This window comes from Pseudoduganella sp. R-34, assembly GCF_049904655.1.
Lineage (GTDB): Bacteria > Pseudomonadota > Gammaproteobacteria > Burkholderiales > Burkholderiaceae_D > Rugamonas.
The window spans coordinates 2,585,333-2,598,126 of the sequence record NZ_CP184572.1 but is presented as its reverse complement, the minus strand read 5'-3'; the positions used below and the strand labels follow the sequence as shown (position 1 = coordinate 2,598,126).

Here is a 12,794-nt window from a genome sequence, read left to right as displayed (position 1 = left end):
ATCCGCTCCGGGAATGTATAATCCAGCCCTCCGGAAGCGTGGCCGAGTGGTTGAAGGCAGCAGTCTTGAAAACTGCCGACGGTTAATCCCGTTCGTGAGTTCGAATCTCACCGCTTCCGCCAACGTGCTTTGGGACTTGGTCGCGTGACTTTGATCCTGATGTGCAGTAGTAGTGCAGTAGTAGAAGTACCTAGTGTGGATGGGGCCGGAATCGAAACCTTACCAACTACCTAGGAGCAGCAAATGATTAAGATTAAGTCGTTGTTTCAGCGTAACTACGACGGAAATCGTCAAGTTCGAAACGAAGTCGTGCCGGGATCCGAATGGGTCACCGAAGGTACCGGCTACGCAACCCGTAAATGGGATGGCTTGGCTGTGCGGTTGAAAGATGGCGTGATCTTTGTACGCTACGACGCGAAAACAGGACGCACCCCTCCCGCCGGCTTTGAGCCTGCTCAACCACAACCCGATCCTGAAACCGGTCACTGGCCGGGCTGGGTCAAGGTGGAAGGCAAGAACTTGAAGAGGATCATGGCGGCCGTAAAAGAAGGCCTGCCTGATGGGACGTACGAATTCTGCGGTCCTACGGTCGGCACCCGCCATGGCGCAAATCCTGAACGGTTATCTGAACACCTGCTGGTACCTCACGGCAAAGATGTACTTGTTGATTGCCCTCGTGATTTCGATGGCCTGAAGTCTTACTTGACCAAGAATGTGATGGAAGGTGTGGTTTGGTACCACCCGGATGGTCGCATGGTGAAGATCAAGGCTGCTGACTTCGGAATTGTGAGGTAAGCCTGACTGATGGGTTGGTGGTAATAGATGACCATCAACCCAATTTTTTTGACCACGATCTACCATGACCGCATCCCGCCGCTACAACAAACGCCAACTCAAGAAAAAACACCTCGGTGAGTTCCAGGAACTCGGCTTCCTCGTGGAAGCACAAATCGTGGGCCAATTGTCCATGGCCGAACACAATGCGCTGATCCATCAATTCCTCGACGAAGCAATCGAGCCAAACGGCCTCGCTTTTGGCGGCGGCTACAACGATGATTTCGGTGGCATTGTGGTTTCGAACAAAGCCTACGGCAAGGTTGAAGAACACCATCGCACCCTGGTTCAGGAATGGCTTGCCAAGCAGAGCAAGCTGACCGACGTCAAAGTCGGCGAACTGCGCGATGCGTGGTACGGCTGGGGTTAAGCAGTAAGCGTCACACCAGTTGAGGGCAGCCAAATGGCTGCCTTTTTCATGTCAAGCTCTTTGCAACCGCTGATGTTCAGCTACAGTCATGATCTGCCCTCCTCTCCGGAAATTGCATATTTGACACAATATATGCCGGTTGGGAATGCGTAACAACAGTTATGAGATTTCTTTTGGCGTCTTGTTAATTGCAGATTACAGGCAACGACGTTCCGCAACTTGGGACACTTCATTAAGTCCGCGACTTCGCAATACTCCCGCAGCGCATGATTATTCGATTGCGTTGCCGTAATCGAGTGATTACAATGAATGTAATCGAATGATTACACGAGTTGCCTATGAAGGCTATCAAAAGCACGCAAAAGTATCGGGACTGGATGGCCAGCATCAAGGATGTCAAGACAGCGGCGATCGTTGCGTCCAACGTCGAGAAGTTGGAAAGGGGTCTCGGCGACGTCGCACCGGTTGGAGAAGAGGTCAGTGAGATTAGGGTCGACCATGGGCCTGGGTATCGGGTCTACTTCGGCGAGCTCGCCGGCCAAGTAATCATTCTGCTCGCAGGCGGCACAAAAAAAGGGCAACAAGCCGACATTGATGACGCAAAAACGATGTTTAAAGAATTGAAGAAACGGGCAGCCGCGAACGCAGCGGCGAGACCGGGCGCAAAATCGACATCAAAGTCCGTACAAAGATAGTGCCACTTAAGCACACACTAAGTTCACTCACATAGCACAATAAGGTAAGCAAGGAGAAATGTATGTCCGATCAAAATATTACTGTGTCCGACCTTGACGGTCTGGGCCTGGAGGACTTCGACCCTGCGGAATACCTCACCAGCGAGGAGGCCGCCGCTGTTTATATTAACGAAGCCCTGGCAACAGGCGATGCAGCGTTTCTCGCGTCCGCAATCGGTGACATTGCCCGCGCTCGCGGCATGACTGAAATTGCCAAAAGCGCTGGTATTACCCGGGAGGCGCTGTACAAGGCGTTGCGCCAGAACAGCCAGCCACGCATGGAAACTATCGCCCGAGTTCTTGGCGCAATGCAGTTACGCTTGGTGGTCGAGCCAATTCCTGCTGAATTAACAAAGGCAGAAGCGACTCAACAGATAGATTCACGAAAAGTGGAAGTGCGTCACCTGTCACCAACAGCTCGAAAGGCACCACCTAAGCGAGCGCCGGTGCATTCAATGCCGGCTGCAAAAGCCATGACGGTCGAAGCGACTCCGGCCAACGCACCAGCCAAGTCAGCGGCAAAGAAGACTCCCCATGCACCTGCAAAGAAAGGTGGGGCAAAGAAAGCTCCCACACCCGCACAGCACCCGCATAAAGCCTACGGCAAGGCTTAAGAACACCATCGCACCCTGCTTCAAGAAAGGCTTGCGAAACAGAGCAAGCCCGATTTGCCACCAACGGGGTGGCTTCAGTCTGCCGCCATGCAGCGGGGAGCGCGTCTGGCGCGCATCACAAAATGTCGGCGGAATCACATTGTTTGTTGATGCGGAAGATGGAGCGGCATCGTTCTACGAAATTATGGCTTCGTTGCGTTTCCCGCTGATCCTGATACTCTCGTGTTTCCATTTCTTTGAAAGGCCGCCATGCATAGCTGCTTGAAGATTTCGACACTCTCCCTCCTTCTGATGCTGGCCAGCGCAGCAAACGTGCAGGCCGCCGCCACGCCAGACCGGCAGTTCATCAAGGTCCAACTGGATGCCGCCGCCAGCCCTGCCACCCAAGGCCGGCTACTGGTGTTTGCGAGAGAGGCCAAATCCGCCGAAGCGAACGCGCTGGAGAAGTCCAAGCAAAAGTCCAATGCAGTGACGGTAGTAGATGCCGATCCCTTTGCTGCAACTGAAACTGCTGTCACGGCGCGGGAAGTTGGCCGCCTCCACCCAGGAGAAAGCGTAGGCATTGACGGAGACGACATCGCTTTCCCGCATCCATACTCGCAATTGCCTCCCGGCGACTATTACGTTCAGGCGGTGCTTGACGTGGATCACAGCTACAACTACACAGGGCGTGGCGCGGGCGATCTGGTCAGCGACGTCGTCAAGGTGCACTTGCCAACCAAGGAAGCACCCACGATCCACTTGGCCCGAGCCCTGCCCGCAACCGATCCGTGGACGCGGGAGTCCGCTTCCGCCGAGGAGCGCGCGGCGCTGGATGCAGCCCGTCCGCACGCCCAGCCTATCGCGTTCACCAGCCCTGCCCTGAGCGCTTTCTGGGGCCGCCCTGTCAAAATGGATGGCTGGGTCCTGACCCCGCCTGGCTATGACGCGAAAGCGAAGGAGACCTATCCTACGGTTTATTTCACCCACGGATTTGGCGGCAATGCCGCCTACCTGGTGCCGATCATGGCGGACATTTTTAAAGGCATGGCAAGCGGGAAAACGCCGCCCATGATCTGGGTGCTGCTGGATGAATCGAGCCCCACCGGCACGCACGAATTTGCAGACTCTGTGAATAATGGCCCTTGGGGCCAGGCGCTGACGTCCGAGCTGATTCCTCAGCTGGAGTCAAACTACCGCATGGATGCCAACGCCAATGGACGCCTTCTGAACGGCCACTCGTCGGGTGGCTGGGCAACCCTCTGGCTGCAGACGCGCTATCCAAAACTGTTCGGCGGAACCTGGTCCACGTCGCCGGACCCGTCGGACTTCCACGATTTCACCGGTGTAGACTTGTACGCACCGCAGGCCAATGTCTTCCGCAAGACCGATGGCAGCGCCTATCCGCTGGTGCGTGACCACGACAAGGTCCTTGGCACGTTTGAGCAGTTCGCCAAGCTGGAACGCGTGCTGGGCAGCTATGGCGGCCAACTCGCCTCAATGGAATGGGTGTTCTCGCCGCGCGGCCATGCCGGAGCGCCGCAGCCCATGTTCGACCGCGACACGGGCAACGTCGATCCCGCCGTAGTCGCTTATTGGCGGGAGAATTTCGACATTGCCCACCGCATGAAGCGCGATTGGCCTGCACTGAAGGCCGACCTCGATGGAAAGATTCACCTGATCGTGGGTACCGCCGACACTTTCTACCTGGATGGTTCGGCCCGTCGCCTGCAAGCGGTGATGGAAGGCCTGAACGCAAAATCGGACTTCCGCTTCGTCTCCGGCAAAACGCATTTTGACCTCTACAAAGAGGGCGAGAACAAACTCGCCCTGCTGGAGAAGATCACTTGGGAGATGTATTCGGTAGCGCGGCCCAAATCCCCATTAAAGCCGGGGAACCCCTAAAAGCAGGGCCGCGCACTCATCATGGCTTGATTGCGACTTCCTTTCCGTCGTAAGTGACCTCTTTGTCGGCAACATCGAGGCTACCGGAGGTCGAGGTGCCCGGCTTGATGAAGTGAACCTTGAACTTGCGCGCCGCCACCATGCCTGGATACTGCCCTTCCCGCTTACCGATCGTTACGACACCGGTCTTCGCGTCGTAACGTAGCGGGATGCGGGTGTATTCGCCGCGCGTATAGCCGTTGCTGACGCCGTCGTCTTCGTAAAGCGAGAAGTCCCCGTCGGCCCCCGTGTAGATCTTCAAGGTAACCGGCGCATCCGGTTGCTGGTCCACATACTGCTGCACCGGCACCGTAGGAATGATCGCGCCAGCTTTCACGAACAGCGGGATGCGCGAGGCGGGCGCGGCAGCTGTGATTGTCGAGCCGCCTTGGTGCACGGCGCCGGTGTCGAAGTCATACCACGACGCCCCCTTGGGCAAGTAGACGCTGCGTTCACGGGCGCCGTAGCTGGTCACCGGGGCGACCAGGATGTCGTGGCCGAACAGGTATTGGTCCTTGATGTCTTTCACACGCTCGTCATACGGAAAGTCCATCACCATGCCGCGCATGATGGTGCCGGACTTGTGATAGGTGTCCGACGCGGTCGCGTAGATATACGGCATCAGGCGGTAGCGCAGTTTCAGGTACGACACCATCGAGTCGCGCATCTCCGAGCCTTCCGGCGCGATATTGTAGATCTCGCGCTTGACCACTTCGCCGTGCGAACGGAATAGCGGCGAAAACGCGCCGAACTGGAACCAGCGCAGGTTCAGCTCTTGCCATTCCTTCAGGTCGGCGGGATCGATCTTGCCGCCGCCGGTCCCGCGATTCTCCTGCGCCGAACCCACGTCGCCATACTGGTAGCGGTTCTCCTGGGCGTAGCCGCCGATGTCGTGCGTCCAGTTCGGGATGCCGGACATCGACATGTTCACGCCCGAGGCAATCTGGTCGTACAGGTTATTCCAGCGGCTGGCCACGTCCCCGCTCCACACGGCTGTGGCATTGCGCTGGATGCCGGCAAAACCGGAACGCGACAAGATGAACTGGCGCTTGTCGGGCTGGTCGCGCTTCAAGCCTTCATACATGCCTTGGGTATGCACCAGGCTATACGGATTGAAGGTGACCTCGCCCGGGCCGTAAATGGTCGGGCCGATCAGCTTCTTGAAATCCTCGGGGCGCGTGTTGGACAGCACGTCCGGCTCGGTATTATCCATCCACCAGGCGTCAAAGCCCAGGTCCACCAGCTTGTGCTTCATTTGGCGGTAGTAGATGTCGCGCGCCTCTTGCGCATAGGGGCTGTAGTGACTGTTCTTGTAGCCAGGACCAACCCAGTCCAGCGCTCCGTCCTCCACGTTCTTCGTCCACATATGGCCTTTGGACGCGAACTCCTTGTAGTTGTCGGTCGTGTCGTAGTATTTGCCCCAAATGGAGATCATGATGCGCGCATGCAGGCGGTGCACTTCGTCCACCATGCCCTTCGGGTCCGGGAAGCGGGTCTTATCGAAGTCGTGCGAGCCCCAGGCGTTTTCCGGCCAGTAGAACCAGTCCTGCACGATATTATCCAGCGGCCATTGGCGCCTGCGATATTCGTGCAGGGTGTCGAGCAGCTGCTGTTGGGTTTCGTAGCGCTGGCGCGATTGCCAGAAGCCATAAGCCCATTTCGGCATCATGGGCGCCTGGCCGGTCAACTGGCGATAGCCGCCGATCACGGAATCCATGTTCGTGCCGCGGATCACGTAGTAGTCGATGCCTTGTGCGATTTCCGAGGACAGCGTCAGCGAATGGCGCTCGCGATCCGGCATGGGGTCGCTGTGCGTCATGGCCACCATGCCGCCGGATGGCTTCCATTCCAGTTTCAGCTTGACCGGCTTGTCCTTGGCCATATTGAGCTCGAAGTTGTGGTACCACGGATTCCAGCCCTGGCGCCACACATCCAGCACCTGCTTGCCGTCGATGGTCAGCGTGGCATAGTCGGATGCGTACAGCTGCATTTTGTGGACGCCCGGCTTGTCGCTGGACAGCGTGCCTTCCCACACCACCTTCACGTCCTTCAGGTTTTTCACTGGGCCGAGTTCTTTCGGCCAGTTTTCCGCAACGTCCTTCAGGTACTGATAGGCGATATCAGGTTCCTGGCGGGTCAGCGCCAGCTTGCCGTCCACGTAGTAGCGCGCGGTCAGTCCACCCGCTTTGCCTTCCGCATCTACCAGCTTCAGGTCGCGCTTTAACGGCCCATAAGGATGCGGGTTGCCGAAGCGCGAGATGGCGTTGTTGTCCCACAGGACGCCGTAGTTCTTGTCCGAGACCGCGAAGGGCACGGAGGCGATCATGTTGTGCTGGGCCAGCAGCACATCTTCGCCGTTCAGGTTCATCTGGGCGTTCTGGTGCTGGCCCAGGCCGTAGAACGCATCTTTCGTACCGTAGTTGAAGCCCTGCTTGATCGCCACGAAAGGCTTGCCGCCGACTTCAATCGGTTCAATGGATTCCGATGCCTGGCTCAGGAACGGCTTGCCTCCCGCATCCGAAAATTGCACGCTGCCGGTCGCCAGCGACACGGCAGCAGCAATCTTGTTAGCCTGGAGGATCACCGTATCGCCCTTGCGCTGGACAGTGAAACTGCAGCTGCATGGCTTGGCGACCGTCATCAGCGATGGCGTCAGCGCCTTGCCGCCCTGGTCCAGTTTCAGCACATGGATGATGTTGTCGTCCATGAGCTCCAGGCGGACTTCCTTCGCAGCGCCGCGGTCCGGTTTGACCACCAGGCCATGGGCTGTTTGTTCGAAGGTGCCGGCGCCTGCACTGCCGGCCGCCGCCAGGGCACACAACAGCGCGGCCCGCATCGGTTTAAAACGCATTCTCTCTCCTGTGATTAGAACGAATAACGCAGCTTGACGGCGTAGCGCGGGCCCGAAACGAACCATGCGCGCCCCATCATGCCGGTATGCTGCTGCATCAACTGGCGGTACTTGGCATCGGTCAGGTTGGTGCCTTCAATGCCAATGGTTGCCTTGTCGTTGATCTGGTAGAACACCGAGGCATCCAGCTGGCCGAAGGAATCGGCCCAGGTCGGAAGCGCCCAGTGCAGCACGTGCTGGCCGAAAGTCGGGCTGGCCGGATTGGTGTCGGTGGCGTCGCCGCCGTTGGTGCCGTTCACGTCGATCGCCTGCAGGTTCCTGGAACGCCAGCTGTAGGCCACGCGGGCCGACCATGGGCCTTTGTCGTACAGCAGTGCGATGTTGTAGGCATTCTTCGACAGCAGTGGCAGCGGCAAATCGTTGAAGGTCTGGCCGTTGGTGTCGCAACCATTCATGCTGGTGTTCAGGCCAGCGGCCTGGCTGCTGCCGCTGCAGTACGGCGAGAACACCGGGGTGTACAGCTTCTGCTTGCTGTCCACGTAGGTGTAGTTGGCCTGCATGCCGATGCCGGACATCCAGCCCGGCAGCTTGTCGAAGTACTGCTGGTAAGCCAGTTCGATGCCGCGCGCGTGGCCCTTGGCGCCGTTCACCGGACCGGTCACGACAAAGTTCTGCAGGTTGCCCGATACGTCAGGGATCTGGTAGACCAGGGACTGCTTGAGGATCACGTCCTTGAGCTGCTTGTTGAACACGGCCACCGTGAACGAACCCACGGGCGAGAAGTACCATTCGGCTGTCAGGTCGGTCTGCCTGGAGGTGATCGGCTTCAGTTGCGGGTTGCCTTTGGCCTCGCCCGACTGGTTGACGCTGTTGATGGTGGTGACGCCGCCGTTGTTGGTGATGTCGAGCTTCTGCGACAGCGAAGTGTAGGCCTGCAACTGGTCAAAGTCCGGCCGCGACATCGCACCTGCAAAGCCGAAGCGGAATTGCAGCTTGTCGCTGGCCTTCATGCGCAGGTTCAGGCTAGGTAGCACGTTGTGGTAGCTGTTGTCGAAGTCCTGGGCTGCCTGGTAGGCCGGGATCAGGGCAAACGGCAGGCCAGTCACAACGTTACCGGCTGGGATGGTGTAGTCAGGCTTGAAGGTGACGTAGCCCTGGGCGGTCATGTCGGTCTTCACATAGCGCACGCCAAGGTTGCCGTCGATCGGGTACTTCAGTTCATCGAAGCCGAAGCGCACCTGGGTATAGAAGGCCTTGGTCTTTTCCGACTGCACGTTGGTGCCGGCCGGATCGGTGCCGAACGTGGCGGCCTTCCACGGGGTGCAGCTGGAAGAGTCGCCGTTATGCGCTTCGGTACACAGGATGTCGTGGTATTTGTGCAGCGCTGCATAGCTGTCCGGATAACCATTCGCCAGCGAGACCGCCGGGAACACCAGCGATGGCACCTGCATGTTCTTGTTGAAGAAGTTATTGAAGGCATGCACCTCGGTATTGCCGCTGAACCGTGGGTCGCCCAAGTAAGCAAGCTGCTTGATGTCTCCACCAAGTTGCCAAGTCTGGGTGATCGGCGACCAGTTGTAGCTCGGGTTGGAGTTCATCGTCACCGAGTCCTTGTTGGACAGGCGGACGCCGAAGCGGATGTCCTTCAGGTAGGGATGGTCTTCGAAGTCGTAAATGGCATCGCCTTTCCACGACTTGCCGGTGGCTTTGGAGCGATCCAGGTGCTCCATGGTGAAGGCCCAGTAGTAATTCCTGGGGTCGGCCAGGTGAGCCAGGTCGGACTGGTCGAAGATCAGGCGCGGGACGTCGCCGCTCAGGTCGACCTGTTCCTTGGCCATCTGGATGCCGGTCGCCACGGTGGAGTCGAGGCTGCGGGTCTTGGCCTTGATGTACTGCAGGTCGGACTTCACGGTCCAGCGGCTGGCCGGGCGCCACGTGACGTTCCAGCCAATATCGGTGGTGCCGGACTTGCGGTTGGCGGTACGGGTGTCGCCGCCAAAATTGATGCCGCCATCGGCCGGATCGGTCAAGGTACCAGTCAGGAGGTTGCCGTTCGGGCCGTAGGTGGCATCGGGGCTGACGCGGATGTTGTACGGGCTGGCCTGCGAGAAGATCGCGCGCTCATCCCACTGCATCTGATACTTGGACTTGAAGTAGGTCAGGTGGGACTTCAGCGTGGAGTCCTTCTGCCATTGCAGCGCGCCGTAATAGCCTTCACGCTTGCGGTCGAATTCCAGGGTGCGCCACTGCGCGCCCTTCGGCACCCACACCGTCTTGCCGTTGACGACGTCGGTGCGCGGATAATAAGGCTCGACCTGGAAGGCGTCGGTGCGGGTGGCGCTTTCCGAGTATGCCAGGTCGACCAGCGCGCCAAACTCTCCTATCGGCGTTTTCCAGCGATCCGATGCCAGGATCGAGCCGCCCGGCTTCTTCTTGCCGCCCAGCTCATTGTACGTGTAGTCGGCGCTCAGGGAGACCTTGGAGCCTTTGTAATCGAAGGGTAGCGCGGTGCGCAGGTTGACCAGGCCGCCGATCGAGCCTTCGATCTGTTCTGCGGAAGGGTTCTTGTACACGTCCACGCCGGCCATCAGCTCCGGTGGAACGTCCTCGAAATTCAGCGAACGGCCGCCATTGGCGGAGAAGGAATCACGGCCATTCAGTTCAGAGCGCACATAGGTCAGGCCGCGCACGGTCACGCCGGAGCCCTCCACCGAATAGTGTTCCGGGTCGCCCTTGGCCATGGTGCGGTCGATCGCCACGCCGACTACGCGCTGCAGCACTTCGGTGATGGAACGGTCCGGCAGCTTGCCAATGTCTTCGGCGACGATGGAGTCGACGATTTCGTCTGAATTGCGCTTGATGTTCTGTGCCGATTGCAGTGCGGCCCGCTGGCCGGTCACCACCACGACGGACGAAGGCTGGGCAGCGTCTCCCGCCATCTGGGCCATGGCACTACCGGCGGCAAACAGTGCAAACTGGGCCGCGGCGAGGGCAATAGCGGTCTTCCTGAGGTGAGTCTGATTCACGCTGTAGTCTCCTTTTTTAGTATCAATCTCGTGGTTTTCCACTGAGTGATTGGAGTTTGCTTTGCTATTTTTGCGTTCGCAATTATGAAATTCACCAAAGCTGAAAACGTTTTCAAACAATTGCCCGGATTTCCGAACCATAGACCTACTCGCATGTGTCTACTTGCTACAACACCGGGTCCCCCTTGCCCGCGGCTGGCAGGCCGTAAATGATTCCGCGTCCGGCAGTGCTCATGTAGACCACGCCGAAGCGGTTCATGTCGCCGACGATGAATTGGCCATCGCCAGGTCCGCCGAACTGGTTTGCGTCGTCGTTGATGCGCTGCCAGGTCGTGCCGCCGTCCAGCGAGCGGTGGATGCCCCGCACTCCGCCGACACTGCCCCAGATGTAGACCGCCGGATAATCGGCGCCCGGCGCAGCCTTGCCAAAGCCGACGGCTGCGCAATAGGTAACGCCGGCCAAGGGCGCGAAGCTGGCACCTGCATCCGTGGAGCGCGCCAGTCCGCCACCGTATAGCGGAACCCAGATATCCCCTTCCCTGCCCGGTGCAGCCCTGATCACACGCGAACCGCCTGCAGCCAGCCGCGCACGCGGTGCAAATGAAACGCCGCTGTCGGTACTGACCTGCATCACCCCGTTGTCGTAGGCATAAAACAGTCCCGACGCAACCGAATCGGCGACCGGACGCAGATTGGCGCCGGCCAGGCCGCGCACGACGCTCCAGCTAGTCCCTGCATCGCTGCTGCGATACACCTCCCGGCTGCCGCGCGGCGCGTGCAGGATTACGGCACCATCGGACGACAGGGCGAGCTGGCCCTGCTCGCCCTTCAACGAGCGCGTTTGCGTCCAGTGCGAGCCCCCATCCGTGGTGAGGTACATCGCCTTGCCGACCCGGGCCATCACGCCAGGGTTGGCACTGGCCACAGCGAGACCAAACGTCGTGCCCATCTGCGGCATGTGGATCGGCGAATAGCGGGCGGGATTCGCGTGCAGGAAACCGTCGATATCTCCCAGTGCAGATACCAACGGCCCACCCGGAACGCTGACGGCATTCAGGGGAACCGTTTCCTCCAGGCCGCGCACGTGGAAGAACCAGCGCGCCGGTTTGGCATCGATATCGGCGGTATGGAAAACGCCATTGCCGGAGGTAACCCAGGCTGCCTTTGAATCGAAAGGATCGAATTCGAACGTGCTGGCCCAGTGGATGCCATGTCCGGCCATCCAGGACGCGCCTTGCAGGTCCTTTTTAAAGCCACGAGCAATGACGTCGGTCCAGCTGTTGCCGGCGTCGTTAGAGACGAACAGGCGGTCCCCCTTGGCGTCGCCCTGCGGCAGGTAAGTACTGATGGTGGATACCGCGAGCCGGCGCGGGTTCTTCGCATCGACGCTGATACCGCTGAAAGGCGAGGTAAAACCGGCTGGCGTCACGTCCTGCCATGCGCCGCTATCGATGGCGTACTGCCAGACCTGTCCCCGGTTCATGGGCTCGGGTTGCCTGTCGTTCGGATGTGGGCCGGCGCCGTTCGCAAACGTGATGTATAGCTTGCCCGCGCCATCGAGCGCCGCCCGTTGCGGCATCAGCGCGGCGGGAGCACCCTGCACTGGCGTGAATGTTGCGCCGCCATCGTCGCTGCGATAGAAGTTGGGGCCGACGGAGCCGTAGCGCGATACGCCAACATACAGGCGTCGCACTGCGCCGTCCTTCACGCTGGCCGGGTCCGGCAGTACAAAGCTGATGCCCGCACCGTTCGGAGTGGATTTCACGTCCAGGCTCGCCATATGGCGCCAGCTAGCGCCAGCGTCCGTGCTCTTGAACAGGCCATTCCAGCGGGTGCCGACATAGAGCACGTCGCCGTTGCCGGGATCGACAGCCAGCCGCTCGCCGTTATTGCGGCCCATGCCGTTGCCATGCGTTTTGAATTGGCCGGTGGTTTCCGTCACGGCCCAGGTCTTGCCGTAATCGCTGGAGCGCAGGATCGCGGTACGGCCATTCTGGAGGTAGCTGATGCCTGCGAGCAGGTAGACTTTGGCGGCGTTGTGCGGATCGACAGCCAGGGAATCGATGCCTAACAGGCCGGTGTCGGCATCGCCCAGCCAGTCCAGCAGCGGCATCCAGCGCCCAGCACCCTTGTCCCAGCGGTAGGCGCCGCCGACATCCGTTCGGGCATACACCACGCCAGCCTCGCTACGGCTCGGAATGATGGCGGACACAAATCCACCGCCGCCAATCGCCACGCTGTCCCACACATAGCCAGGTGCCTGGGGCGCCGCAACCGCGCCCACGCATAAGAAGATTGCCGCCATCCCTGCACCAATCGGGCCAGCGTTAATTAAAGACCCCATGCGTCGTCTCCCGGTGAGTATCGGAAGCGCATTCTCCAATGCACAGGATTACCCGGCAATTACGAAAATCACCAAATCGGATTCCGATAATGCGGAAC

The 12,794-nt window shown here is 59.4% G+C and carries 8 protein-coding genes and 1 tRNA gene; 6 read left to right on the top strand and 3 right to left on the bottom strand.

Annotated features, from left to right (window positions below):
* Positions 1 to 32 precede the first annotated feature (32 nt).
* The 6 genes from ACN9MW_RS11950 (at position 33) to ACN9MW_RS11925 (ending at position 4,436) form a co-directional block, all read left to right on the top strand.
* Positions 33 to 122, top strand: a tRNA-Ser gene (locus ACN9MW_RS11950).
* Between the two features lie 121 nt (positions 123 to 243).
* Positions 244 to 795 carry a hypothetical protein gene (locus ACN9MW_RS11945; RefSeq protein WP_426170947.1) on the top strand — a complete coding sequence of 184 codons (552 nt, stop codon included), beginning with the start codon at positions 244 to 246 and terminating at the stop codon, positions 793 to 795.
* Between the two features lie 64 nt (positions 796 to 859).
* The gene (locus tag ACN9MW_RS11940; RefSeq protein WP_426170945.1) at positions 860 to 1,204 is read left to right on the top strand and encodes a YggL family protein; all 345 of its coding nucleotides are present in this window, start codon (positions 860 to 862) and stop codon (positions 1,202 to 1,204) included.
* Between the two features lie 338 nt (positions 1,205 to 1,542).
* Complete coding sequence (locus ACN9MW_RS11935) at positions 1,543 to 1,899, top strand: type II toxin-antitoxin system RelE/ParE family toxin (RefSeq protein WP_426170943.1); 357 nt, start codon at positions 1,543 to 1,545, stop codon at positions 1,897 to 1,899.
* Between the two features lie 62 nt (positions 1,900 to 1,961).
* Entirely contained in the window at positions 1,962 to 2,552 is a 591-nt protein-coding gene (locus ACN9MW_RS11930) for an addiction module antidote protein (RefSeq protein WP_426170942.1), read from the top strand.
* A 261-nt stretch (positions 2,553 to 2,813) separates the two neighbouring features.
* Entirely contained in the window at positions 2,814 to 4,436 is a 1,623-nt protein-coding gene (locus ACN9MW_RS11925; protein ID WP_426170940.1) for an alpha/beta hydrolase, read from the top strand.
* Between the two features lie 19 nt (positions 4,437 to 4,455).
* Here ACN9MW_RS11925 and ACN9MW_RS11920 read toward each other — a convergent pair whose 3' ends face one another.
* From ACN9MW_RS11920 to ACN9MW_RS11910, 3 genes are all read right to left on the bottom strand, one after another.
* Entirely contained in the window at positions 4,456 to 7,326 is a 2,871-nt protein-coding gene (locus tag ACN9MW_RS11920) for a TIM-barrel domain-containing protein (protein ID WP_426170938.1), read from the bottom strand.
* Between the two features lie 14 nt (positions 7,327 to 7,340).
* Complete coding sequence (locus ACN9MW_RS11915) at positions 7,341 to 10,352, bottom strand: TonB-dependent receptor (protein ID WP_426170936.1); 3,012 nt, start codon at positions 10,350 to 10,352, stop codon at positions 7,341 to 7,343.
* 166 nt (positions 10,353 to 10,518) lie between these two features.
* Positions 10,519 to 12,696 carry a WD40/YVTN/BNR-like repeat-containing protein gene (locus ACN9MW_RS11910; RefSeq protein WP_426170934.1) on the bottom strand — a complete coding sequence of 726 codons (2,178 nt, stop codon included), beginning with the start codon at positions 12,694 to 12,696 and terminating at the stop codon, positions 10,519 to 10,521.
* Between the last annotated feature and the right edge of the window lie 98 nt (positions 12,697 to 12,794).